This is a genomic window from Arthrospira sp. PCC 9901, assembly GCF_059013425.1.
In genome coordinates this window covers 1,374,095-1,399,880 of the sequence record NZ_CP102296.1, presented here as the reverse complement: position 1 = coordinate 1,399,880, position 25,786 = coordinate 1,374,095, and the positions used below count along the sequence as shown (strand labels likewise).

23 protein-coding genes and 1 tRNA gene are annotated in these 25,786 nt (G+C 43.4%); 10 read left to right on the top strand and 14 right to left on the bottom strand.

The features are described 5' to 3' along the window. The first annotated feature begins 19 nt into the window (after positions 1 to 19). The gene (locus tag NLZ44_RS06120; protein WP_493752186.1) at positions 20 to 973 is read left to right on the top strand and encodes an asparaginase; all 954 of its coding nucleotides are present in this window, start codon (positions 20 to 22) and stop codon (positions 971 to 973) included. Positions 974 to 1,017: 44 nt separating this feature from the next. Further along, positions 1,018 to 1,091 (top strand) — tRNA-Met (locus NLZ44_RS06115). A 565-nt stretch (positions 1,092 to 1,656) separates the two neighbouring features. On the opposite strand, the gene NLZ44_RS06110 is transcribed toward NLZ44_RS06115, so the two are convergent. The 6 genes from NLZ44_RS06110 to NLZ44_RS06085 form a co-directional block, all read right to left on the bottom strand. Beyond that, positions 1,657 to 2,955 (bottom strand): site-specific integrase, encoded by a 1,299-nt coding sequence (locus NLZ44_RS06110; protein WP_493752185.1) that lies wholly within the window; start codon positions 2,953 to 2,955, stop codon positions 1,657 to 1,659. 506 nt (positions 2,956 to 3,461) lie between these two features. Then, positions 3,462 to 5,015, bottom strand: a complete 1,554-nt coding sequence (kaiC, locus tag NLZ44_RS06105; RefSeq protein ID WP_493752184.1) for a circadian clock protein KaiC — start codon at positions 5,013 to 5,015, stop codon at positions 3,462 to 3,464. A 373-nt stretch (positions 5,016 to 5,388) separates the two neighbouring features. Beyond that, positions 5,389 to 5,703, bottom strand: coding sequence for a circadian clock protein KaiB (gene kaiB, locus NLZ44_RS06100; protein ID WP_006618253.1), 315 nt, complete (start codon positions 5,701 to 5,703; stop codon positions 5,389 to 5,391). 96 nt (positions 5,704 to 5,799) lie between these two features. Continuing rightward, complete coding sequence (locus NLZ44_RS06095) at positions 5,800 to 6,657, bottom strand: circadian clock protein KaiA (RefSeq protein WP_493752183.1); 858 nt, start codon at positions 6,655 to 6,657, stop codon at positions 5,800 to 5,802. A 195-nt stretch (positions 6,658 to 6,852) separates the two neighbouring features. Further along, positions 6,853 to 7,068: a hypothetical protein gene (locus NLZ44_RS06090; RefSeq protein WP_493752182.1), complete on the bottom strand. Its 216-nt coding sequence runs from the start codon at positions 7,066 to 7,068 to the stop codon at positions 6,853 to 6,855. 179 nt (positions 7,069 to 7,247) lie between these two features. Next, on the bottom strand, positions 7,248 to 7,856 hold the full coding sequence (locus NLZ44_RS06085; RefSeq protein ID WP_493752181.1) for a low-complexity tail membrane protein: 609 nt from the start codon (positions 7,854 to 7,856) through the stop codon (positions 7,248 to 7,250). A 211-nt stretch (positions 7,857 to 8,067) separates the two neighbouring features. Between NLZ44_RS06085 and NLZ44_RS06080 the strand changes: the two genes are divergently transcribed. The 4 genes from NLZ44_RS06080 to NLZ44_RS06065 all read left to right on the top strand — a co-directional run bounded on the left by NLZ44_RS06080 (position 8,068) and on the right by NLZ44_RS06065 (position 11,867). Next, a complete protein-coding gene (locus NLZ44_RS06080) occupies positions 8,068 to 8,352 on the top strand; it encodes a hypothetical protein (RefSeq protein ID WP_493752180.1) in 285 nt (94 codons plus the stop codon). A gap of 70 nt (positions 8,353 to 8,422) precedes the next feature. Next, positions 8,423 to 9,436 (top strand): GGDEF domain-containing protein, encoded by a 1,014-nt coding sequence (locus NLZ44_RS06075; RefSeq protein ID WP_493752179.1) that lies wholly within the window; start codon positions 8,423 to 8,425, stop codon positions 9,434 to 9,436. A 320-nt stretch (positions 9,437 to 9,756) separates the two neighbouring features. After that, positions 9,757 to 11,283 (top strand): ferredoxin:protochlorophyllide reductase (ATP-dependent) subunit B, encoded by a 1,527-nt coding sequence (bchB, locus tag NLZ44_RS06070; protein ID WP_493752178.1) that lies wholly within the window; start codon positions 9,757 to 9,759, stop codon positions 11,281 to 11,283. Between the two features lie 242 nt (positions 11,284 to 11,525). Beyond that, positions 11,526 to 11,867 carry a hypothetical protein gene (locus NLZ44_RS06065; RefSeq protein WP_006618245.1) on the top strand — a complete coding sequence of 114 codons (342 nt, stop codon included), beginning with the start codon at positions 11,526 to 11,528 and terminating at the stop codon, positions 11,865 to 11,867. Positions 11,868 to 11,925: 58 nt separating this feature from the next. Here the strand turns inward: NLZ44_RS06065 and NLZ44_RS06060 are convergent, their stop codons facing one another. Beyond that, positions 11,926 to 13,209: a tetratricopeptide repeat protein gene (locus NLZ44_RS06060; protein ID WP_493752177.1), complete on the bottom strand. Its 1,284-nt coding sequence runs from the start codon at positions 13,207 to 13,209 to the stop codon at positions 11,926 to 11,928. 299 nt (positions 13,210 to 13,508) lie between these two features. Here NLZ44_RS06060 and NLZ44_RS06055 point away from each other — a divergent pair, with 299 nt between their 5' ends. After that, positions 13,509 to 13,982: a VOC family protein gene (locus NLZ44_RS06055; RefSeq protein WP_493752176.1), complete on the top strand. Its 474-nt coding sequence runs from the start codon at positions 13,509 to 13,511 to the stop codon at positions 13,980 to 13,982. 174 nt (positions 13,983 to 14,156) lie between these two features. On the opposite strand, the gene NLZ44_RS06050 is transcribed toward NLZ44_RS06055, so the two are convergent. The 6 genes from NLZ44_RS06050 to arsB form a co-directional block, all read right to left on the bottom strand. Continuing rightward, on the bottom strand, positions 14,157 to 15,896 hold the full coding sequence (locus NLZ44_RS06050; protein WP_493752175.1) for an Rqc2 family fibronectin-binding protein: 1,740 nt from the start codon (positions 15,894 to 15,896) through the stop codon (positions 14,157 to 14,159). 299 nt (positions 15,897 to 16,195) lie between these two features. Next, complete coding sequence (locus NLZ44_RS06045) at positions 16,196 to 16,894, bottom strand: Uma2 family endonuclease (RefSeq protein ID WP_493752174.1); 699 nt, start codon at positions 16,892 to 16,894, stop codon at positions 16,196 to 16,198. Positions 16,895 to 17,457: 563 nt separating this feature from the next. Then, positions 17,458 to 18,198 carry a Uma2 family endonuclease gene (locus NLZ44_RS06040; protein WP_493752173.1) on the bottom strand — a complete coding sequence of 247 codons (741 nt, stop codon included), beginning with the start codon at positions 18,196 to 18,198 and terminating at the stop codon, positions 17,458 to 17,460. 152 nt (positions 18,199 to 18,350) lie between these two features. Beyond that, positions 18,351 to 18,752: an arsenate reductase, glutathione/glutaredoxin type gene (arsC, locus tag NLZ44_RS06035; RefSeq protein ID WP_493752172.1), complete on the bottom strand. Its 402-nt coding sequence runs from the start codon at positions 18,750 to 18,752 to the stop codon at positions 18,351 to 18,353. Positions 18,753 to 18,778: 26 nt separating this feature from the next. Further along, positions 18,779 to 19,423: an arsenical resistance protein ArsH gene (gene arsH / locus NLZ44_RS06030; RefSeq protein ID WP_008054310.1), complete on the bottom strand. Its 645-nt coding sequence runs from the start codon at positions 19,421 to 19,423 to the stop codon at positions 18,779 to 18,781. Between the two features lie 7 nt (positions 19,424 to 19,430). Then, positions 19,431 to 20,579, bottom strand: coding sequence for an ACR3 family arsenite efflux transporter (arsB, locus tag NLZ44_RS06025; RefSeq protein WP_315640847.1), 1,149 nt, complete (start codon positions 20,577 to 20,579; stop codon positions 19,431 to 19,433). A gap of 452 nt (positions 20,580 to 21,031) precedes the next feature. Between arsB and ribBA the strand changes: the two genes are divergently transcribed. The 3 genes from ribBA to NLZ44_RS06010 all read left to right on the top strand — a co-directional run bounded on the left by ribBA (position 21,032) and on the right by NLZ44_RS06010 (position 24,940). After that, positions 21,032 to 22,780, top strand: a complete 1,749-nt coding sequence (gene ribBA, locus NLZ44_RS06020; protein ID WP_493752171.1) for a bifunctional 3,4-dihydroxy-2-butanone-4-phosphate synthase/GTP cyclohydrolase II — start codon at positions 21,032 to 21,034, stop codon at positions 22,778 to 22,780. Between the two features lie 293 nt (positions 22,781 to 23,073). Continuing rightward, positions 23,074 to 23,358 carry a photosystem I reaction center subunit PsaK gene (psaK, locus tag NLZ44_RS06015; protein ID WP_493752170.1) on the top strand — a complete coding sequence of 95 codons (285 nt, stop codon included), beginning with the start codon at positions 23,074 to 23,076 and terminating at the stop codon, positions 23,356 to 23,358. Positions 23,359 to 23,734: 376 nt separating this feature from the next. Beyond that, entirely contained in the window at positions 23,735 to 24,940 is a 1,206-nt protein-coding gene (locus NLZ44_RS06010) for a site-2 protease family protein (RefSeq protein ID WP_493752169.1), read from the top strand. On the opposite strand, the gene NLZ44_RS06005 is transcribed toward NLZ44_RS06010, so the two are convergent. Continuing rightward, positions 24,925 to 25,662, bottom strand: coding sequence for a lipoate--protein ligase family protein (locus tag NLZ44_RS06005; protein WP_006626273.1), 738 nt, complete (start codon positions 25,660 to 25,662; stop codon positions 24,925 to 24,927). The genes NLZ44_RS06010 and NLZ44_RS06005 overlap by 16 nt on opposite strands. Between the last annotated feature and the right edge of the window lie 124 nt (positions 25,663 to 25,786).

Genomic DNA, 25,786 nt, shown 5'->3' with positions numbered 1-25,786 from the left:
TATTATTGATTCGGAAAATATGACAAGGGGAAAACGTACACACACAGCGGAATTGGAAGTTAAATTGTTGCGCGAGGGGATTACAGAAGCCGTCCATCGCATTCAAGCCGCCGTTTGTGATAACCGGGGTAAACTTCTGTTTCTGGCTGGTAGTCCAGACACTTCTACTTTTGTTCGGTCCGCTTTGAAGCCTTTTCAGGCTTTGGCAATTACTACCACTGGCACTTTAGAACGTTATGATTTGACTGACCGTGATTTGGCGATCGTTTGTAGTTCCCATCACGGACAGATTGAACAGGCTAGACAAGCCTTTAATATTCTGTGGCGCTGTGATATTGACCCTTCTCATCTACAATGCCCTATTCCTCAAGGTAAACGTAGCCCCCTTGAACATGGTTGTTCTGGGAAACACGCCGGAATGCTGGCCGTCTGTCGTCAACGTCACTGGCCTTTGGAGACCTATCTACAGCGTAAACACCCCGTCCAACAATTGATTATCTCTAAGGTGGGAGAACTTTTGGGTATTCCCGGAGATGAGTTTGTCGGCGCTAGGGATGATTGCGGGGCCCCAACTTATCAGATGGAATTGTCTCAGATAGCGACTTTATATGCTCAGTTGGCTTCCGGTGATAATTTAGACATGGAACGCATTGTCCGATCTATGACCCATCACCCTGAGTTTGTCGCCTGTGAGGGACATTTTGATACGGAATTGATGCGATTAACACAAGGGGAACTCATCAGTAAGTCTGGGGCTGAGGGAGTCCAATGTGTGGGTCGGGTCGGTGAAAGTATGGGATTGGCGATTAAGGTTATGGATGGGGCGAATCGTGCTAAATATGCGATCGCTATTCATCTACTCACTCAGATGGGTTGGATTACTCCTACAATGGCTGAAAACCTCGCTGATAAGTTCATGAGTCTCAATAATTTTAAGCGCTTAGAGGTTAGCGGAGAATTAATTATGATTTAGGGGTTGCAATTTATCGGCTGTTGGTTTATACTGTATTCATACAGCGCGGGGTAGAGCAGTCTGGTAGCTCGTCGGGCTCATAACCCGAAGGTCAGTGGTTCAAATCCGCTCCCCGCTATTAAACCGAAAACGTTGATATATACACTATAGCGGGAATTTACTTAACCCGATAGTCGTACCGTTACACTCTAAATGCACTCCATTTAGTCTTAGCATACGGGGCAATTGGTGCATATCCCTTAGCAACAAAACTTAATTATTGACGGGTTAATCAATAAGTACAACTTAATCAATCTGTCAAATATCCATATCACCCCCCTAAGCAGACAAGTGATAGGGTAGTTCCCTTGTGATACCCGTCAATGGCAAGCCTATCGGTTCCTAACGTCACCATTGACTGCTATCCCGTCGGTCACTTCCCCAAGAGTGTCTATTCCGGTTAGGGGGGAGGGTATGTTTCCAAGCCAACACGGTAGCCATAGAAGGAAACCCGTTAAGGAATCAATGTACAAAGATATCAGGCCGCCTTTTCGTGGACTAGACCTATAGGTAAACCTATGAGCGATCGCTAAATCTGAACTATCATCTACCGGAAATGCCGATCGCACATTTAGGAGTTAGTGCCAAATGAAACCCCCTAGGTATTTAGCCTAGAGGGTATTGTGTTGTGGGTTTATTGGGGATTAATCATCGAGTTGATATATTGCCCTAAGAATTGCCTTAACCTCTGGTAAATCTGGATTGATGCCGATATTAGTTAAGGCTTGTTTCCCCATATCTAGTGGCAATGGTTGCCTTTGGTGTCGTGTCAGGATGCCTAACTCTGTGGCAAGGTTGCGGCGTTTTTTGTACTTGCTGTCATTAACCGTTACTGAGTGACCAAACGAACGCGCCCTGATTTCCTGTGGTATCCCGTTCATCTCGCCTAGTTGGCTTCCAAGGTGTGGGAAAGCGTAGGCTTGAGTAAATCCCCATTTATGGTTTTCTAGCCATTTACGATGATTACGATTAAAGCCACTAGGGTTTTGGGATTCAGTAATAGGTAAACAGACATTATGAATTCCTAGGCGGTCAATCAGAGTCTTGTCTTTTGACATTGGTATTGCTAACCGCCAACCCGTCTTAGTGCTATTTCCAAAGCAAGTAAACTCACCAATAACTAGCACTAACTCAATGTTTTTGGGGTCAGATATAGCTGGGAAAGTGATACCGTCAACTGTAATGGCTTTGGTTAGATTTTGACTTGCCGCAACTTCTGATGGTCTCAATCCGTACAAAGTACACATTGCTGACACCCAACACCAACCATCGCGAGCCTGATTTTCTGTGACAGAACGATAATCAGTGTTGCGTTCCTTGTCTAGTAAGCCTAGCAGGGTATCTAAGTCTACACTTTGGGATTCAGTAAATACTGTTTGAGTAGGGTCAATCTTTTCTAATTTCTCCAGTGCTTTTTTACAGCCAGCACGTTCTGCTACCTGTTTTAACCGATAGTATCTGTCTTTGAATATTTTATGACCTACTGGACTACTACCATCCTGTAATGGGCTATACAGTGCCTCCTTGATGCCATCCCAACTAACATAGGCATCCCAGTCTTTTACCTTGTCAAACACAGTAAGAAAACAGCCGTGATACGATGATTGGTCACTAGCTATATCACGGGAGCGTTTCCGTTTGGTGTTACGATGCACTCCATTAAAGTAATCATCCTCCATGTCTTTAAACACTTGACGGTAAGTGATTAAGTCGTTTTCCATGGGAACTTTGGATTCATCAAGGATAGTAGCCTTGTACCAGTCCAGCCATTCAGATACTGACTGAAATTGTCCGTCAAGGGATTTATGAACTAACCAGGCTTTGTCAACAGCCTTACGGATACCCTCAGAAGTGAATTGACAATTACATCCCCGTTGCTTACGTCCTCCCATTTCCGGGTCTTTAGTGATATCTAACTGAATCGTCCCCCGGTTACACTTCATCCTCACACCTTTGGGACATTGTTTGCGAAGTTGAAAAACTCAAGAATGTCTTGAAAGCCTTGATATGTACCACTGTGTGTACTGTTTGTACTTGCACTCATTTTGCACTCGATCCTAAATATGCGATCGCCTTTGAGTGCATTAAAGTGACGGTAGAATAAGGGTTACAGGTTTTAGTTAAGGTTCAAATCCGCTCCCCGCTATTAAACCGAAAACGTTGACATATCTACTATGGTGGGAGTTGCCTTAAATGGTTGCGTCACCTAAGCTATTAGGTCTGACGTACCCTGCTATTTTCCAGTCAACAACCCTATACTTTTGCTCTGGCAACTTTCGAGTCACTGAGTTGGTTTGTTTTTTGCAGCCCACATTACCAAAAAAAGATTCGCTTTCCGAGGGTTTAGTTACTGGTGCAAATTCATCTCACCGTTAAGGCTCGCGCCTTAACGGGAGTGGTAATGCGTGACATTGAAGATAGGGAAAGGTTCACCGTAAAGGTTTAGTCGTCAATCCGGATCATCTTGAACTCCCTTAATAATGCGAGACAACTCACTTTTTTCATTAATAGAAATTCGGGTGGGAGAACCGCCAATAATGCGTTCGTAATCCCTAAACGAGTCAGTAATATGGGGACCATGTTCGGTGATAGTATATTCCCGAATACCCTTATCATGCCAAGAACCGCGCATTTTAAACACATTAATAGCCCTAGACATTTGACCACGAATTTCCACATACTGAAGCATAAGAATCGTGTCAGTAATAGTCGAAATATGAGAATCGGTAATCGAGTGTGAACCCATAAACTGGTCAGTTGTATTGGTAAAAAAGCCGGTAATTTCCTCCTGTTTAGCATATCCAGTGACAGCGATTACAAACTGTCGAAAAGCATTACTACTAACTCCCCTAGCTAAAGCAGAAAGAGAATCGATCGCAATGCGGGAAGGTTTAAACTCAGAAATTTCCGAGCGAATAATTTGCAAATGGTCTTCCAAGCCTGTAGACTCAGGATAACTACAGATTATTTTGAGTAATCCCTTACGTTCCATCGCTTCAAAATCTAGTCCCCAAGAGTGAGCATTTCGCAACAATTGAGCGCGGGATTCTTCATAAGCAAATAGAATAGCACGCTCATTGCTTTGACAGGCGTTATTAACAAAGATACTAACTAAGAGAGTCTTACCAGTTCCGGTAGCACCAGTCGCCAGAATAATTGAATCTTTAAAAAAGCCGCCGCCGCACATTTCATCGAGAGTTTTATTACCAGAAGAAACCCTGACATTAGAAGACCGTTGAGTAAGTCGCATAGCACCGAGGGGGAAAATACTAATCCCATTTTGAGTAATCGTAAAAGGATATTCTCCTTTCATGTGGGTAGTACCGCGCAACTTCAAAATTTCCACCGTGCGGCGACGGCGTTCACCTTCCAAAACATTTCGCAGAATCATGACATTATCAGAGACAAATTCCTCCACACCAAAGCGAGCGACCGGACCATATTCTGACTCTCGCTCTGTGGTCATAATTGTGGTGGCTCCGACTTGCTTTAAACGAGCCACTAATCGGAAAATTTCTCGTCGCACGACTCCGGCGGCTTCATATTGTTGAAAAATGGCAGTTACCGAATCAATAGAAACCCGTCTAGCTTTATATTTGCGAATGCCATACTGTATGCGTTCAATGAGTGCTGAAAGGTCAAAGTTGCCGACGATATCTTGACCTTCTGGGTCCGGGGAGGCATCAAGAATAAATAATTTCCCCTCATCAATTAATCCCTGTAAATCCCAACCAAAACTGGCCGCATTTTTGATGATATCGGTAGGAGCCTCTTCAAAGGTGACTAAAATACCCGGTTCATCAAAATATGTGATACCATTGTAGAGAAATTGAACGGCAAATAAAGTTTTTCCTGTACCGGAAGTACCACTAACCAAGGTTGACCGACCTGCTGGCATTCCCCCATGACTGATATCATCAAATCCTTCAATCATGGTGCGGATTTTTTGGACACTAATTAAGTTCCGTTTATTGGGTTCTGATTTGGGGTTGCTATTGACCATAATTATTGATTTTAAAAACGTTTGGCTTTGAGTATTCTATATTTCCCCATCAACAGGGTCTATGGAAACTGGGTTATATAGATCTAGGCTTTGGTATTGTACTGCATTGAGGGAATCGAGAATAACCACAAGATAGATATCAAAAGTTGGCTATTTTTTGTTCCCGGTTCTATTTAGCCTGGTGGTTGCTATAACTGTTATTTATATTTACCATAATCTTGGCTGCATCAGTGGGAATATGATCATCTCGAATTGATCGGCGGACGGGGATATTCCCACGGAGACCTTAACTGCGATCGGACAATGGGGTTTATCCCCTAGCTGAAAGGGTTAGGGGAGTAGCGGTGTCCAAGATGGGGGGTTGATGGCTGACCTAGAAGTTATAATCGTCGTCTTCTAATTCTTCATAGAGTAAATCTAATCCAATCAGCACTTTTTCGCGATCGGAGAGGTCGCCAATAATTTTCCTCACTGGTGGGGGCAGAATTTTGGATAAAGTCGGTGTTGCCAAAATTTTATCCTCTTCGGCGAGTTGAGGATTTTTGAGAACATCGATTACTTTGAGAGCATAAACACCTTGAAACTCTTGTTCTAAGATATCTTTAAGGGTTTTGAGGGCTCGAACTGAGTTAGGGGTATTCCCAGCCACATAGAGTTTGAGAACATAAGTTTTCTTCAGAGGAGTCATAGATATATCTACCGATATAAGATGAAAATTTGAGGGAGTAACAGAGATTTTTTTGACATTAGACCCGTGATGAAATAGACAGGTATTCCTACCTGGTCATTCTCCCCATGACTCACGGGGTATGGAACGACGATACATTTCGCATAAATGAGCTAAAGTGTCAATCAAGGTAAGTCTGTAGTCCAGTAAAACATCTTCACTACGTCCCTCAAGTTTGAGTTGTTTGGAAAAATTATCCATCAAATCCATGTGAATCTCAACAATGCGAGTCACTGGAATATCCCCGAAAAACGCCATGTTAACGTATTCGTCAATTTTATTATTCAAATTTTTATCGTTAGCAAAATAGCTTAAAACAATTTGGCGATATTGAGATTTAAGCTGTTCCAATAGCTTCTGACGATCTGCCTTGGACAGGTTTCTCAGAAAATTTTTAGGATTTCTCTTATAATACACACCTAGATATCCTAGTCGCTCATGTAATTTGTCCATGAGTCTTCGCTGCTGGCGAACAATGAAATTAGTTAACTCCGTAGGGGTATCTACAGAGGATGATTCATCGGTCAGACGAGTGGTGACAGCATGGGTAATAAATTGGCTAATAGCTTTATCAATATATCCTTGTATTAGATGAATCTGTTGACTTTTTAACTGGACTTCTGTTGAGGAAAGTATGTAATTCTCGGAGGGTTCAGTTAGGCTAGGCTGGACTACAGGGGACTGCTCATTAGGTATAATGATTAAGGTGGGGATGGAAATTAAGTTTTGCTGGAGTTTATCAACTAAACCCTGCCACTGAGGCGACCACTCCAGAATTAGACAGTCAAGTTGGTGTTTATGTTCTGTTACATATTCTATAAATTCCTCTGGGGAGTCGAGTTGAATAATTATGTAGTGTTCTTTTGGCAAATAGGAGGACACCGACTGAGATAACTCAATCGATGGGATAAACATACATATGGACAGTTGCAGACTCCAAAGGTGGCTGGGTACTGCGCCTGGCTTTTCGGGTTCGTGTTGAATCAGAAGCTCTTACTCCTTTGATTATTGATTCTGATTGGTGTAGGCCGATCGCTTACACTAGGGTTTACTGATGTTTTGGGGTTATGGTTTGGGGTTGAACAACTGCCCTGGGTTGATGATACTTGATTAATAGGCTAAGGTTTCTAGAGTTTCCCGTAAATATATGCGTACCTGTTGGTCAAGATTGAGATTCTGGAGATTTTCGGCAGAATTTCGGTCTAGCTGCCAACCCTTGAACCCTGAACTGGTGGCGATCGCCTGTTTGAGATCAGACCAGATCTGAGAGTCCCGGCGGTTCATTGCAGCATCAGGGTTCCAGAAAATTGAGGTAGATTGAGCCATGACGGTACATTAACTAAACAGTAGTGGGGCTCTACCTGATTGGCCTGGAGCAGACATAACATCAGGCTGAACCTATCTCTTATCATAATGACAATTTTACAAAAATTTAAGCTAATCTCTGCATAGTTGGTAAATTTATCGTAAATTTATCGGGGTTATGGTCTATCTGGGTGATGAGGCTATGACGTTTTTTCGGGGTTGGGGGTGATGGGTAAGATGCGATCGACTTTCATACCAACGATGGTAAATCCTTGGCTAATCTGCTCAGTTGATAGGGGATGACGCTGATTTAGCTGGGATTGGGAGGTCAAAAATACTAATAGTACACTGATTGGCACTTGGGTAAATAGGTTACACCCGCAGAAGGCTATGGCGGCGATCGCTAAACCCAAAATCCTCCAATTCGGAAGTATGGAGGCGACATCGGTGGCTAGGGGTGCAATGCGGTAAACTTGCCACAAAATCGGCAGCAGCAAAACAGGGGTAATTATGGCAAAACCCTGATGGCGTTGGGTTTTAAAACCTGTGAGAATCCGCTGTTGTTCTGTGGTTAGTTGTTCCGGCTTAATGGCGATCGCCAAAATGCTATATATATAGAAGGGGCGAAACCACTGCATCCATAGCACTGGAACTATACCCAGGACTGCCACCAGTAAAAACTCTATGGTGATAGGAAATACAGGATAACCCACGGCAAATCCCAATAGGCATAATCCTAGCCAAATGGGAAGAGTTGCCAATCCGGCTAAATGAATCCAGAGAAAGGGATCGAGTCTAAACCGTTGCATGATGGGTTATTCCGTACTCCTGAAGGTTGATGGTGGCAGGTTTGGCTATGATCTAGTTTGTTGGCTAAATAGTCGGCAAAACCTGCATCTATTTAGGATGATCATACAACAAATAGGGGAAAACTCATATCATATTCAGTGGGATCGGATTGGTGGCGGTAACAGTGGCGCTCTAGGATAGTAGTTTGCGATATAATGGAGACGAGGCAAAATGTGGATCAAAATCAATGTAATTCTGATCGGGGTTTCCCTGATTTATATGATTACTCCTTTGGCGATCGCTATTCTGGCGATCGGGTTGGCTAATGTCTTGGGGTGTTCCGCAACTGGTATGGATTTTCAATGTCCAGGGAACCCCGGGTTAGGACAGTTACTAACCACTATGGGAATGCTACATTGGTTCGGTATGTTTACTATCCCTTCTGGAGCTATTATCGCTATCATCTTGACTGTCGCTTTGAGTGTACAAATGTTTTTACCCAGGTTTATCCGTTAAATTAATGGAGGTGAAATCACAGCTTTTAATGGATTAGGTCGCGAATCATCGTTAACCTTTATAATTTGTGATGATGGACCACCTTCATATAGAATCTACTCTCCAGGATTTAAGGCTTTATGATATCCGAACAGATATCAATCAGCCGGGAAATGTGCTGGCTAAAATTTTTGAAAATGATGGCAGTCTTCCCGGCGTTCTACTGTATAATTTTGATGAGTTCGTGGGGATAATTTCTCAGCGACAATTCTGGCGTACCCTCAGCCGTCCCTATGGGAGAGAACTATTTTTGACCCGTCCTCTGCGGTCTATGTACCGTTTTTTAAGGATTCAACCTTTAATATTACCTGCTAATGTTTTAATTGCTGAAGCCGCTGGTGCAGCCTTAAATCGTTCGACAGAAGAACTATATGAGCCGTTAGTGGTACAGATTAATCAGGGCTATTTTAGATTGTTAGATACCCAACAATTACTGATGGCTCAATTATATGTTCACCAATTATCAATTGAACTGTTAAAAAAGACAGAAGCACAGCTACAAGAAACCAACCTAGAACTGCAAATGTTGGTGAATCTTGATCAGCTTACCCAAATCTCTAACCGTCGCCGATTTGATGATTTTCTACAGGTGGAATGGGAGAGACATTATCGAGTCAGACTTCCCATATCTTTAATTATGTTGGATATCGATTACTTTAAATACTATAATGATTCTTATGGACATCAAGCCGGGGATGAGTGCTTAAAAAATGTCGCTCAAATTATCAATCAAAATGTTGAGCATTCTAATGCTTTAGTAGCTCGTTATGGGGGGGAAGAGTTCGGGGTGGTCTTACCTGAAACTGATTTGGAAATGGCGGAGGCGATCGCTGAAAAAATCCGTCTAGCAGTCCAGGAAGAACAACTCCCTCACATTCACTCAAAAGTCTCTCCCTATGTATCTCTAAGTTTAGGTGTCAGTAGTCAAGTCCCCACTTATTTAACCTCCACTAAAACTTTAATTGCTGCTGCTGATGCTGCTCTTTATCAAGCCAAACAACTAGGGAGAAATCGCATTTTTAGCTTCTATAGCGAATTAGTTTAATCACAAAGCAACCGTTAGGGAGCCAGATGGGGGATATATAGGTGATAGAGCATGAGAAATTTTACCCATGATTTTTTGTAGGATAATCTGGGTAATTTTGTCAAGGGAATTGCCGAAATATTTACAAATCTCAACAATAAATATAAGAATCATTGCATCCCATCATCAAATGGTTATTTAAGTGGCAGACTGAATCACTAGAGCCTTAATGTATCGTCTAGGAAAATAGGTGTTTTTACTCGGTACTGTCGATAAAGTTGGCAGATTGAGACTATCACCATAACCCGTGATCAGTAATTATAAATAAGGGAGAAAATTGTATGAAATTAGCCTACTGGATGTATGCAGGACCTGCTCATATTGGGACACTCCGCATTGCTAGTTCTTTTAAGAATGTACACGCAATTATGCACGCTCCTTTGGGGGATGATTACTTTAATGTAATGCGGTCTATGTTAGAACGGGAAAGGGACTACACCCCAGTAACAGCTAGTATCGTAGATCGCCACGTCTTGGCGCGCGGTTCCCAGGAAAAAGTCGTTGATAATATTGTTCGTAAAGATCGGGAAGAAAACCCAGATTTAATTGTTTTGACCCCTACCTGTACCTCTAGTATTCTGCAAGAAGACTTGGCGAATTTTGTAGAACGCGCTCAGTTGGACGCTCAAGGGGATGTGATGTTAGCAGATGTTAATCACTATCGGGTTAATGAACTACAGGCGGCCGATCGCACCTTACAACAAATTGTCCAATTCTATACTGAAAAAGCCCGAAAAAAAGGGGATTTACCGGAAGGAAAAACGGCGCAACCTTCGGTTAATATTCTGGGAATGTCTACCCTAGGTTTCCATAATCAACATGATTGTACTGAATTAAAACGGTTAATGGCAGATTTGGGAATTCAGGTAAATGAGGTAATCCCGGAAGGCGCATCAGTTCATAACCTCAAAAATCTGTCTCGCGCTTGGTTTAACTTAGTTCCCTATCGGGAATTGGGAATGATGACGGCTGAATATTTACAGGCTGAATTGGGAACGCCTTATGTTGATATAACTCCTATGGGGGTGGTAGAAACTGCGCGGTGTATCCGCCAAATTCAAGAGTTGATTAATGCTCAAGGTGCTGGTGTCGATTATGAAGAATATATCAATAATCAAACTCTGTATGTTTCCCAGGCGGCTTGGTTCTCTCGTTCGATTGATTGCCAGAATTTAACTGGTAAAAAAGCGGTGGTGTTTGGGGATAATACCCACGCGGCGGCTATGACTAAAATTCTGGCGCGGGAAATGGGTATTCATGTGGTTTTGGCTGGAAGTTATTGTAAGTATGATGCGGACTGGTTTAAACAGCAAGTTAGCGAATACTGTGATCAGGTTTTAATTAGTGATGATCATGGTGCGATCGCTGATGCGATCGCTCGTCTTGAACCTGCTGCTATTTTTGGAACCCAAATGGAACGCCACGTTGGGAAGCGTTTAAATATCCCTTGTGGTGTCATTGCTGCGCCTATTCATATCCAAAATTTCCCCATTGGATATAAGCCATTTTTAGGCTATGAGGGAACTAATCAAATGGCTGATTTGGTGTATAATTCCTTTACCTTGGGTATGGAAGATCACCTGTTGGAAATCTTCGGTGGTCATGATACCAAGGAAGTGATTACTAAGGGAATTTCCGCTGATTCTGATTTGAGTTGGTCTAAAGATGCTCAGGCGGAATTAAATAAGGTTCCCGGTTTTGTGCGGGGTAAGGTCAAGCGCAACACGGAGAAATTCGCCCGCGATCGCGGTTTCCAAGAAATTACCTTAGAAGTCATGTATGCGGCTAAAGAGTCCGTTGGTGCTTAGTAATATATCAGCCAATTCCCCCTAGGTTACATTCCTCACCAGAAACCAATCTATTTAGTCTATGATTTTAGTCTACAATGGAGGTTGAGATACTGGTGGGGAATTTTCATGAGTTGATGTGAGGGGTTGACGGGACGGAAAGCAACTCTCACCAACTCTCCGGGGTGAAAGACTCTTCCCCATTGGTATGAGGAAAATGCTAGACTAGCATTAACACAAATTAACCAAGGTCATGGAGAGTTATGAAAATTATAACACCATTGGTAGGATTGGCGCTAGTGTTATTGGGGATTTATTTTCTCGGTCAGAATATCATAGTCGCTACTAGGTTGTCACTCAATTTGTTCGGAAGTATGTCAACCGCTGGGAGTGTTTTGTTGATGGTTTCTGGTTTGGTGGCTTTGATCTCTTTTCCTAGGGAAACTGGAAATTTGGGTTGGATACTGCTATCGCTGGGAATTATCTTGGTATTTCTACACGCCAGAATTATACTGCGTCCTAGCAGTTTATTGACATTTTTGTTGTCTATAAGTTCAATTTTGGTGGGTTGTAATTTACTGAAAACCAGAACTACTAGATTTTGAGCGGGACAATTGATGACTTTTTCAAAGGGTATCAAATACTCTGCTAAGGGGGAATTATTTATCTAATTTGGCGGTTGATTTCATCAATTTTGGCGAGAAAATAATCCTCTTTGTGTTGCAGTTGTTGGGCGAGTTGTAAAGCTCTTTGAAAGGCTTGTAATGCTTGGGGATATGCCTGTTTTTGCCGATGGATTTCTCCTATACTATCATAGGTGTTCATCATGGAAAAAAAATTGAAGGAACGTTGATTAACCAGTAGTTTAGCTTGATATAATTCTAAGGCTGTTTCAGTTTGATTTTGTTCCATATAAAGTTGCGCTAATCGCGCGAGGGCGATACTAGCATTCTCAAATTGTTGGATATTTATGGCAAACTGATAGGCTTGTTGATAGGCTTGACCAGCTTGTTGGAATTGACCGAGTTGTTCGTGGTTGGTGGCGATCGCTATTTTGAGGTCGGGAATTGGCACTAAATTGGACTGTTGAAGATGATATTCAACCAGTTGCTCACGAGTGGCGATCGCTTCTAAAAATTCCCCCATTTGTTCATAAATAAATGCTAAATTTCGGAGAGATTGTAATCGCGAAGGTGGGGGGTTTCCGTTGGCTATGGGTGGTGGTGGTGGCGGTAGTTCTCCCCGTTGGCGCAGGTTTTCGATCTGTTGTTGAGTTCGCAGTAATTCTCGGTAAGCCGCCGCTGCTTGGGGATAGTCTAACCAGTTAAGATAAATCACAGCGATCGCATTTAACCATCCTTCTTTTTGCCAGATATTATCTTCTGCATAAATTTCTAACAGCCTCTGATAGGCTTGGATTCCATAATCTTTGGCGCGGACTGTTTGAAAGGCATTTCCTAGGGCTTCTAAAATAGTCTGATCGGGACTGTTGAGGAGAATTTGATGGAGGCGATCCGTAATAAATTCCAAGTAGAGACGCTGACCATTTTCCCAGGAAATTAACCCGACTCTTTCTAGGGCGGCGATTTCTTCCAAAGGTCCGAAATAGCGACGTAAACGCAGTTCCCTAGTCCATAATTCAAAAGCAGCGATCGCATTTCCCGCCGCCAGGAGAGCCGTGGCTTCCGCGTTCAGGCGATCGAGTTCAGGGGCGAGGGTTTCTTGTTCACTTTCACTAAGGATATTTCCGTCTCTGGGGGGGTTAGGTAATAAAGGGTCAGGTTCTTGACTCAGCAGGGGGTTAGGCGCAAAGGGATCGAGAACTCCTAGATCTACTTCTTCCGACTGATTTTGGGCGGCGGAAAGGGTGGGAAAATGGAATCCTACCCCTATTAACATTAAGGCGATCGCACTAATTTTAATACTATTAAAAACTGGTCTTACCATAGAATATTTGTCAATCGTCAAGTTGATGGGTTGAATCTGATCCGCAATTATAGCAATTTTTCCCCATAGTGACACAGGAGAATCGTGGGGTGGTCAACCGGAATACTCTAGCTATTGGTCATCGGATTTATATAGAATTATTGGCAGTGATTTGGGCTGGCGTTTCGCGAATAAATATGTTATAATGAAAATCCATCTTTATACTAAATCAAAAATTTACCAAGTAACAGAAGATATCACCCCCGTTATATACTAATTTAGTTAGAATGGATGAGTAGGTATTTGGCGGAGTTATAACAATGCAGACTATCTCCAATCATCATCAAAAGTGCTTAACCGCTGGGATGCTACGTCGCGTCCATCATATCGCCTTAAATGTTGCCGATATCCAGGCTTCTCGTCAATTTTATGGCAAAGTTCTGGGACTCCATGAACTCACCGGAGATGAGGTTCCCAGCACCCTCAAATCATTAGTTGCAGACGGAAAAGTAGCCAACTTTGTCACCGGAGATGGCACAGTGATTGATTTATTTTCGGAACCTAACTTACAACCTCCCCACCCTGACCCGACCCATGAGTTTACTGGGGCCAATCATTTGGCTTTTGATATTGATCCGACTCTCTTTGATGCGGCTGTTGAGGCTTTACAGAATCATAATGTCGCGATCGCCAGAGGACCTATCAGCCGCCCCACAGGTCGCGGTATCTACTTGTATGACCCCGATGGATTTATGATAGAGATCCGTTGCGATCGCCTTCCCGGTCAGGCTTAATGAAAATGACCAGACTCCTGACGGGGACTGGTCACGCTAAATAAGGATACCGTTGTTGTTGCGATTTGAGGATACCCGAGTTGGGCGTTCCGCCTTCAGTAGCGGGTATAAATTCTCAAACCTCTCCATTGCATTGTAACAAAAAGCACAACATTTTTTAAAAAAATTAACTTTTTAGCCATCTAGCCCCAAAAGGGCGATCGCCTGTTGAGGTACACCCCATAAAACCTGTTCATGTTTATAGATAACCATTCCCGGTTTCGCCCCCTTGGGTTTATAAACATATTTCGGCTGGGTGTAAATGACGGGGACCTGTTCACTCTGACGCGCGCGGCTATAATAGGCCGTGATATTAGCCGTAAACTGCAAATCATTATCATCAGGAACCTGTCCCGCTGGTAGCCTTAATAAAGCATGGCTTCCAGGAATTTCCTGGGTATGAAACCATAAATCATAGTCCGTGGCTACCCGAAATGTTAGGCGATCGTTTTGTTGATTATTCCGACCTACTAATAACTCAAAACCACCAGGAGTTACATACCGATAAAATTCCGTTTCTGTTCCTAAGTTTTGGGGGCGATAGTCGGGAATTGTTAGATATCCTTCCTCGATTAATTCCCCTCGAATTTCTTTCAGGGTTTGCAAATCTCCCGGTTTTCTATAATTAGCAACTTGATATAGGGCTGCTTCTACTTGTTCCAGATAGTTGATTTCTTCCCGGACCGCTTCAATTAGTGGAGCGATCGCCATACGGGCGCGTTTCATTTTCTGATGGCGTTTATAGAGACTTTGGGCATTTTGCACCGCATTTTTTTCCGGTTCTAGGGGAATTTTTACAGGTGCAGATGTTTCAAAATCAGCGAGGGTGATTGATTTCATTCCCGGCTGCCACTCATGTAAACTAGCCATTAATAAGTCCGCTTGACTACGATATAAATCCGCTTTTTCTGACTGTTGTAGGCGCTGGTTAAATTCCGCTAACTTGACCCCCAATTTCTTCAGGAGTGTCTGCAATTTTTGGCTGATTTGATGCTGCAATTGTCTGAACTCCTGACCGTTTAATTCCTGGGTGTAATACTCATTGAGAAGTTCCTGCACATTCCCCGGAATTTCCCCTATCTTTCCCCAACCCATGACGCTGTAACCTGTGGCTGTCCAAACCGGTTCAAATTTCCCAGTTTCTAACGCTGTTAACCACTGTCGCCACTGCTGGAATAGTTTTTCCCATTCTTCATTGCTTAAACTGTCCGTAGTGCGATCGCTTTCCAAATTCGCCGCCGCCATTAAACCCACTGCTAAAGTCGAACTTAAACCTCGATAGCTTTTCATTAATTGTCGTTTCAGCAAATCGGGAATTAAACTAACTCTTTCTTGCCACTTTTCTAGGGGTTCTTCTAGCTTAGGAATGGGGTCAGTCAGACCGGGCGGTAATTCATAGCGATCGCCTGTTTGGATCGGACGCACACTAGACTGTTGAGAACTCACTTGGTGCGCCGCAGTCACAATTAAGTTATCTTTTCCCGTTAAAATAACATTGCTATATTTCGTCATTATTTCTACATATAAATGCCAGAGCGCCGCTTCTCCTGGACGCTTCGCAAATTGCAGATCTAAAACCCTTTCCCAGGGCGCAACTTCCGCAATGTCTACTAAAGCCAAACCACTCAGTTGGTGTCGCAATTGGTCGCTAAATGTGAACGTATCAGCAACCCGTGGCGGCGGCGTAGAAATACAAATTCGTGCCGCTTGGGGATGCCAAGAAATGTCTAACCAGCCCCTACCCTTCAGCGTTCGTAGGGCGAGAGAAATAGTAAAGCGATCGCGCTGATACACCTGTTCAAGTCTTGCTGGTAACCAGTTAGACCGCAATTCACAACAGGACCCTATCAGCGTGGTATAATCTACGGGTTGCATATTAACAGTTATTAGTCTTTAGATATTGTAGCAGTCTCAATAACAGGATTATTAATTTAGGCTTATATATGCCGCCACATTTTCCCATGATTTCATCATAAGTCAAGTCCCGGAATTTGTCAATAGTAAATCATCTCAATTAACTACTAACTTTTACTCTAGCAGATTTCTTAGGCAAGCACCTTCTCAAGCCCCCTCCCCGAACCAGGAGGAGTTGGGGGTGAGGGCTGTACCCCCCCAAAAACCCCCCCATTATTCCTGATGTATTTTATCAGGGTTGTTATCAGTTATTTACTTGATTAACGTAAATCCCCAAATTGCTCGCGATATTGATTTAATAATGCTGCCAATTCATCCGCCCGTTGTTTTTCAGCTTCCGCCCGTTGTTCAGCTTCTATTCTAGCCAAAGTAGCCTCTTGCAAAGCCTCGTATAACTCATCAGGAATTAGCAATTTTTGTCCGTTATCTTCTCGGTAAAACTCGATCATTTTCCCGGCAACTTGTAAACGCAAACCCAGAGGTTCACTGCGGTTATCCGTAATTAATTGGTAACTATCTCCCACTAAACGATAACCCTGCAATTGTTCAGTTATCCACTCCCCTTTCGGGTCAAATAACCAATATTCTTTCACCTCCAAACTTTCATAGAGATTTTTCTTAACCGTTTGGTCCTGTTCTTTTGTACTCGGAGAAGTCATCTCAAAAATGACAACCGGAACCTGTCCCTCTTCCCAAATTTTATAGTTATCTCTTCCCCCCGGTTCCACATCAAAAATCACCATCACATCAGGGGCTACTCGCAACTTAGGGAAACCCGCCGCATAATACATAAATTGGTCAGCCAAAACCGTCGCTTTTCGGTTTTTTAGGTATTCTTTCAGAACTAGCATAGTCGCCATTATGGCGTAAACGTGATCATAAGTTTCTGCCAAGGGTTCTCCGTCCTCACTCGGATAAAAAACATCAGTTTTATGGGTCAGGGTGTCAACTGCTATCATAATTCCTAACTCCGCATTACACTGATATATATTATACACCCCACCCTAGACTAACTTGGCTGATATAGGCTTGACCGAAATAACTAGATGTTATTCAAACCAGATTCTGTGGTGAATTAACAACAGCAACCCACCCCAGAACCTCAATCAGGTTAGTTATCGTCTAACAATGTTTTAATTAACTTTTCCACCCGGTCTCGAACTTCCTCCCTAACCCTGGGAAAAATCTCCGGCTTTTCCGCTGGGTCGTCTAATTGCCAATCCTCAAATAACAGTTATTAGTCTTTAGATATTTTAGCAGTTTCAATACCAGGATTATGAATTTTAGCCTATATATGCCGCCACATTTTCCCATGATTTCATCATAAGTCAAGTTCCTAAATTTGTCAATAGTAAATCATCTCAATTAACTACTAACTTTTACTCTAGCAGATTTCTTAGGCAAGCACATTCTCAAGCCCCCTCCCCCGGGAGGAGTTGGGGGTGAAGGCTGTACCCCCCCCAAAAACCCCCCCATTATTCCTGATGTATTTTATCAGGGTTGTGATCAGTTATTTACTTGATTAACGTAAATCCCCAAATTGCTCGCGATATTGATTTAATAATGCTGCCAATTCATCCGCCCGTTGTTTTTCAGCTTCCGCCCGTTGTTTTTCAGCTTCCGCCCGTTGTTTTTCAGCTTCCGCCCGTTGTTCAGCTTCTATTCTAGCCAAAGTAGCCTCTTGCAAAGCCTCGTATGCCTCATCAGGAATTAGCAATTTTTGTCCGTTATCTTCTCGGGAAAACTCGATCATTTTCCCGGCAACTTGTAAACGCAAACCCAGAGGTTCACTGCGGTTATCCGTAATTAATTGGTAACTATCTCCCACTAAACGATAACCCCGCAATTGTTCAGTTATCCACTCCCCTTTCGGGTCAAATAACCAGTATTCTTTCACCTCCAAACTTTCATAGAGATTTTTCTTAACCGTTTGGTCCTGTTCTTTTGTACTCGGAGAAGTCATCTCAAAAATGACAACCGGAACCTGTCCCTCTTCCCAAATTTTATAGTTATCTCTTCCCCCCGGTTCCACATCAAAAATCACCATCACATCAGGGGCTACTCGCAACTTAGGGAAACCCGCCGCATAATACATAAATTGGTCAGCCAAAACCGTCGCTTTTCGGTTTTTTAGGTATTCTTTCAGAACTAGCATAGTCGCCATTAGGGCGTAAACATGATCATAAGTTTCTGCCAAGGGTTCTCCGTCCTCACTCGGATAAAAAACATCAGTTTTATGGGTCAGGGTGTCAACTGCTATCATAATTCCTAACTCCGCATTACACTGATATATATTATACACCCCACCCTAGACTAACTTGGCTGATATAGGCTTGACCGAAATAACTAGATGTTATTCAAACCAGATTCTGTGGTGAATTAACAACAGCAACCCACCCCAGAACCTCAATCAGGTTAGTTATCGTCTAACAATGTTTTAATTAACTTTTCCACCCGGTCTCGAACTTCCTCCCTAATCCTGGGAAAAATCTCCGGCTTTTCCGCTGGGTCGTCTAATTGCCAATCCTCAAATATCTCTCGTGTTAGCCATTCTTCTGGCAAATTCACACCGCAACCACAGAGGGAAATTACCGCGTCATAATCTTCGGGTTTAAATTCACTTAAAGCATTAGAGGTTTGCTTGCTAATATCAATACCCACATCGTCCATTGCTTTGATAGCATAAGGGTTAACTTCGCTGCTTTCCAATCCCGAACTGGTCACAGCTATTTTATCTTTTCCGATTACCTTAGCAAACCCCTCAGCCATTTGGGAACGGGAGGAATTTTTTTTGCAAACAAACATGACTTTTTTCATGGTTTCTCCAGATTTTTAAGGTATAACTAAAGTGCTTTTTGTGCAGTTTCAATAACTGCTTTTTTGGCGATTTCCTGGCGTTCACTGTGGCGGTCAGTCAAGTAATCCACCTGATCCCGCAACAGTAGGGTAAATTTATAGAGTTCCTCCATGACATCAATAACCCGATCGCGATAAGGTGAATCTTTCATAGTTCCATCCTCATTAAACTCCTGATAAGCCTTAGCAACTGAGGATTGATTGGGAATGGTAAACATTCGCATCCAACGCCCCAAAATTCGCATGGTATTCACCGCATTAAAAGACTGGGAACCTCCGCTAACTTGCATCACCGCTAGAGTTTTACCCTGAGTAGGTCTAACCGCACCAATACTCAAAGGTATCCAGTCAATTTGGTTTTTCAGAATACCAGTAATATTACCGTGCATTTCTGGGGATGACCAAACTTGACCTTCTGACCATTGACTAAGTTCGCGCAATTTTTGAACTTCTGGGTGAGACTCATCAAAGCGATCGCGCAAAGGTAAATCATGGGGATGAAAAAAACGCACTTCCGCACCCATATCAGTAATAATTCTAGCGGCTTCTTCTGCTAGTAACCGACTGTACGATCGCTTTCTTAATGAACCATACAAAAACAGGATTCTGGGAGGATGGTCAAAATTAGTCATGATTGAATTAGCAGTTTAAACAACGGGGGTCTAGCAGTGTAGCTTTTTCCGGTTCTCTGGGAAACCAAAAAGCCGTTTTTTGGCAAAACTTCACCAACATTAACATCACCGGAACCTCAATTAATACCCCCACCACAGTTGCTAAAGCCGCTCCAGAATTTAAACCAAACAGTGTCACCGCCGTAGCGATCGCTACTTCAAAATGATTACTCGCGCCAATTAAAGAAGCTGGCGCAGCATCCTCATAGGATAGCTTCATTTTCAAAGCCGCCACATAGGTAATCAAAAAGATAAAATTGGTTTGCAGAAATAGTGGCACAGCAATTAACAGAATATGCAGGGGATTTTCCACAATTAAATCACCCTTAAAAGCAAACAGCAAAATCAGGGTAATTAATAAAGCCGCCGTAGCCACAGGACTTAAATATTTCAGGAACTCTCTTTCAAACCAAGCCTTTCCTTTATACTTAAAAATCCCATAGCGAGTATACATCCCCGCCGCCAGTGGCAAACCCACATAAATCAGGACTGATAATAAAATAGTTTGCCAAGGTACAGTTAAGTTATTTGCCGACAGCAACCACCGTCCCAATGGTGCGTATAAAAACAGCATCATCAGCGAATTAACCGCCACCATAACCAGGGTAAGTCCTTGGTTGCTGTAGGAGAGATAACCCCACATTAAAACCATGGCTGTACAGGGGGCAATTCCCAATAAAATAGTCCCGGCAATATAGGAATCAGCTATGGGAATTTCTGCCCCTCTTAATATCTCAGTTCCGGCGATAATTGGTCGAAATAACCACCCCAGAAAAAATAGAGAAAAAGCCACCATGGTAAACGGTTTAATTAGCCAATTTATCACCAGAGTTAATAGCACTGGCTTAGGTGCTTTAGCCGCATTCACAGCCTGGGTAAAGTCAATTTTTACCATGATAGGATACATCATAAAAAACAGACAAATGGCTATAGGAATTGACACCTGATAGATACTCATTGAATCCAGGGTTACTGCCACATCTGGAAACAATCGACCCAGGACAATACCTGCTATAATACAGAGAATCACCCACACAGTGAGGTACTTTTCAAAAACGTTTAATTTACCCCCTGCTTGTACGGCTGATTTATTGACTTTTGGCGAATCATTACTCATGTTAAATCCTGACTATTAGGACTTGCTTTAATCCCCATATCTAAGTTGAGGGACTAAATACATACCCCACGGTGACCCAGAAACCTAATTAATCAGGCCCCTAGTCCCGGTCAAGTTGGGTATAGTGTCTATTATTTCAAAAAAAATTGATATGTCAAGTAGGCAGAATATATATAATCTGGCAGGGTTGACTGAGAGTGAATTGGCTAAAATCCTCTATATTAAGTAAATACAGACAATTGTGGCAGAGCAAGTTTTATCAATAAGCGGTTTAATTGCGATTATGGTAATCTATAGAAATCAAAAAATCTTGATATTGTCCCCTTCCCAGAGATGGCTAGTGGAGACTTGGGTCTTACCATTAGCCCCAGAGCCAGATTACTAATAGAGACGAAAACAGTTAGAATGGTTAATCAGCTTGTTCCAAGACTTATAGCTAATTTTAGGATTCCGTGACCGAACCAACTTCCACCCCTCCCTTTAAATTCGATCTCGTTGAAGATGCTTTAGCCGACTTGAAAGCCGGACGCTGTATCGTGGTTGTGGACGATGAACACCGGGAAAATGAAGGTGATCTCATCTGTGCGGCCAATTTTGCTACGCCCAACCTAATTAATTTTATGGCGGTGGAAGCCAGAGGATTAATATGTTTAGCCCTAACAGGCGATCGCCTCGACCAACTCGATCTTCCCCTAATGGTGACAAAAAACACCGATAGCAACCAAACCGCCTTCACGGTCAGCATCGACGCTTCCCCCCAAATGGGAGTCAGCACCGGAATTTCTGCCGAAGATCGCGCCCGGACTATTCAAGTGGCGATCCAACCCCAGACTAAACCAGAGGATCTGCGTCGTCCGGGTCATATTTTCCCCCTGCGGGCGAAAGAAGGGGGAGTCCTAGAAAGGGCAGGTCATACAGAAGCAGCCGTAGACCTAGCGCGACTGGCGGGTTTATATCCGGGTGGGGTGATTTGCGAAATTCAAAACCCCGACGGGTCTATGGCGCGACTGCCACAATTGATCGAATATGCTAAAACCCATAATCTCAAGTTGATCAGCATTGCTGACCTAATTAGCTATCGCCTACAGCACGATCGCTTTATTATTCGCGAAGCCGTGGCTAAACTTCCCACCCAATTCGGGGATTTTCTCATTTATGCCTATCGTAACACCCAGGATAATAGCGAGCACGTCGCCCTCGTTAAAGGAGATCCGGCTACATTTGGTGATATTCCCGTCATGGTTAGGGTTCACTCTGAATGTCTAACGGGGGACGCTTTCGGTTCTCTACGCTGCGACTGTAGGATGCAACTGCAAACGGCCTTAAAAATGATTAACCATGCTGGGGCTGGGGTGATAGTTTATCTCAAACAAGAAGGGCGCGGTATTGGTTTAATCAATAAACTTAAAGCCTATTCTCTGCAAGATATGGGGCTGGATACCGTCGAGGCTAACGAACGCCTCGGCTTTCCCCCTGACCTACGCAATTATGGCATGGGGGCGCAAATTCTTAATGATATTGGTGTCCGACATATCCGCCTAGTCACTAATAATCCTCGTAAAATTGCCGGACTCAAGGGTTATGGTATTGAGATTGTCGATCGCGTCCCATTATTGATTGAGGCCACCGATTATAATTCTGTGTATCTGGCAACTAAGGCACAAAAATTAGGTCATCTTTTACTGCAAACCTATTTGGTTACAGTGGCGGTTAAATGGCATCATTCACCCCAAGCCACTTGGGAAGCAGCAGAGGAAATGGGGGAAACTTTTATCCCTTCTACTATGTCGGTCCTCAAGTCGGCGGCGGAACTTTATTCCTATGGCGATCGCATGGAAAAATTACAGAGTATCGCCCATACTTATGACCTGCTAATTCAGGAAGAAACTCGTCCCGTCGCCGTGGCTTTATTTGGTCAAGCAGACCTAGTTTTTCATCTCGGTCTTGATCAACCATTATTAGCATCACCCGACTGGTATCAATATCCTGACCATCCCTATGTCAATGCTATCCAACAGATACTTGATCATATTGTCGCTTTACCAGATTTGCAAAGGTTGGAGTTTCTAATTGCTTCCGGTAATGACCCTTTAACCAGTCTCAAGGGGCAATTAAAACGTCAGGCTTTCCCCTTTTCCAGCCTTCCTGGTTCTTTATGCTACGCCCGTGAGTTGCAAACAATTTATAGTTTTTCATGGTAAGTAATTCACTGGGGCTAATCAAGCCTCATTTAACATACCTAATGCCATCATAACTTAACCTTGATTAGCAATTAACTACCTGGTCTCAGCGCCAGGTTTGTTAATTTTTAAAACAAAACCTTGCCCCTCCGCATTTTTGAGATATAATTAACCACATTTTTTGAGTGATTACTATCAAGACCAGTTCCGATAATTAGCCTTAGCCAGAGACTTTGGGGAATTGGGGCTTGCCGATTTTACCAATTACATATTAAAATGCTGTTTACTAAAAATCTGAGATTTAGGAGCAAAAAATGAGCAATTTAAACCTGTTTTTGGGCGTGCAAAGTACAACGGGTCAGACTGTTGAGTGGTCTGTTAGCGTGGCAATTATCATGATTTTGTGCAATGTATTTGCCATTGTCATTGGTTATTATGGCATCTCTAAAGAAAATCGTGGCAAAGGTCCCGCCCTTCCCGTTTCCTTACCCCGCATTTTTACTGGGTTTGGTTTTCCCGAACTCCTCGCCACCGCCAGCTTAGGTCATCTCCTCGGTGCAGGTGTCATCCTCGGCTTGGCTAATGCTGGAGTCCTGTAGTAGCCATAGTTAGTCACAAACAAGCAGTAATGGGAGCAAAATGCTCCCTAATTTCCTGGTGTGATAGCAAAGATTAATTAGCCCTTAACTGTCGGTAAATACTATTAAAATTAACCCTTTACCAACCTTACTTAACTCAAGTTGGCGATCGCCTAAACATTCACCGCATCTTCCTGTAGCCTTAATTGCTCAATTAACCCTATTGACTCCCCATGGCTTGTACAGCAGGGGTGAGGCCATAACTCGTAACTATAGCCAGCTTTTTCTGGGTTAAATGTATCTGTTACACTGGAAGAGGGGAAAAGTAATTAACCCCCCGGTAAAGATAACGTATACCTTGTCTGTAATCACGGCAAGGGATTCAAGGGAGGGATTCATGCAGGCAGGTTGGCGGATAGGAACGATATTTGGTATTCCACTGTATATCGACTCCTCATGGTTTGTCATCGTCGTGTTGGTGACATTACTCAATAGTCAGGAATATTTGGAATGGGGAGAACTATTATCCTGGGGCGCAGGTTTAGCAGTCGCGCTGCTGCTGTTTGCTTCTGTTCTTCTCCACGAGTTAGGACACAGCTTGATTGCCAAATCCCAAGGCATTCAGGTCAATTCCATCACCCTATTTTTGTTTGGAGGTATTGCCTCCATTGAGAAAGAATCAAAAACACCGGGTCAGGCTTTCCAAGTAGCGATCGCCGGTCCCCTAGTCAGTTTAGCCCTATTTTTTCTACTCACCGCATTAGCCCAAAGTTTACCAGAACCCAACCTGGTGCGAGAAATTGCCCAACGGATTGGGGAAATTAACCTAGTCCTAGCCATATTTAATTTAATACCCGGTTTACCCCTAGACGGTGGACAGGTACTAAAAGCCACAGTTTGGCAGATTACCGGAAGTCGGTTTGCTGGAGTACGTTGGGCCGCCAGAAGCGGACAATTTCTGGGTTGGGGGGCAATTTTCCTAGGTCTATTTGCCCTATTCGCAGCCAATAACTATAGCGGTTTGTGGATTGCCTTAATTGGTTTGTTCGTCATCCGTAACGCTAGTTCCTACTCGCGAATGAGCGATTTGCAGGAAACCTTGCTCAAAATTCAAGCTAGTGACGTGATGACCCGTGAATTTCGAGTCATTGATGCCGAGATGACCCTGCGACAATTTGCCGATGATTATTTGATTTGTCCCTCCTCCATTCCAGTATTTTTTGCCGCCTCGTCCGGTCGCTATCGGGGGTTAGTGTCTGTGGACAAGTTGCGAATGGTCGAACGTAGTCAATGGGAAATACAGACCTTGCATGATATTGTCACACCTCTAGAGCAGTTAATTGCAGTCCCAGAAAAAGCCCTACTGGTGGAAGTAATTAACCAAATGGAATCCCAAGGACTTCCTAGAATCACAGTTTTATCCCCAGCCGGAGCCGTCTCAGGCATAATAGATCGTGGGGATGTCGTTAGGGCCGTGGCTAAATCTCTCAGAGTTCCTATTCCCGAAGCTAATATTAAACGGATCAAAGAAGATGGTAGTTATCCCCCTGGACTTCCCCTAGATGCGATCGCTAAAACCGCCGCCTCCTACACCGAGAATTGAGGCGCAAATTTGGCGATCTGATCCCATTCAGCCTCCGTTAAGGGTTGGGTGTCTAATTGAATCCCAAAGCTATCCGTAGCCGCCATAATTAAAGCATCTATGACAGTCTGTAATTCCATAGATAGCAATGGTGGGGATGCCATAGCAGTCCCAAATACTTGGGATTGTAGACCCGGGTCAGGAGTTAAACGCATAGACCCATGTTGAAGCACCGCCCGACCCCGACACAGTTGAGCGCTACCAATCAGTTTATAACCATTGTCTAGGACTAAATCCGCTCCGGTTGCTGTCCCAAAACAGTCAGGATGATGAATATAGCCCCGTCCCGCAGAACCATAATCGAGATGAAATCCTAGACTTCGCCATCCCCTCACTAAAAACTCGCTAATGTATTGGTAAATTTGCGATCGCGATCCAGACAACCCCGAAGTCACCACCGCATAAGTCAGATCCCCTTGATGCAGTACCCCCCGTCCTCCACTAGGGCGGCGCACCAATTCAATAGGCTGATTCTGCCATTGCAAATCATGCCAAAATTCCGGCCAGCGCCGTTGATGATAACCCAGAGAAATGGCTACAGGTTGCCAAGTATAAAACCGCAATGTCGAGGGATGACAACCTTGATCATGTTGTGATAGCAACCAGCTATCTATCGCCATTTGCAGCCGCCCTGAAGCCTCAGTCAGAGGGATTAAACGCCAGACAGAACTATCAGTAGACATAACTACATATACCTATACCCCCTTTCACAGATTGATGCTGTGCCCATCTCAGAGTTACCCATAAGGTAGGGAGTTCCCCTAGAATTGATGGGGTAGGATCTGCAAAAAAACCCCCCTTCGACTT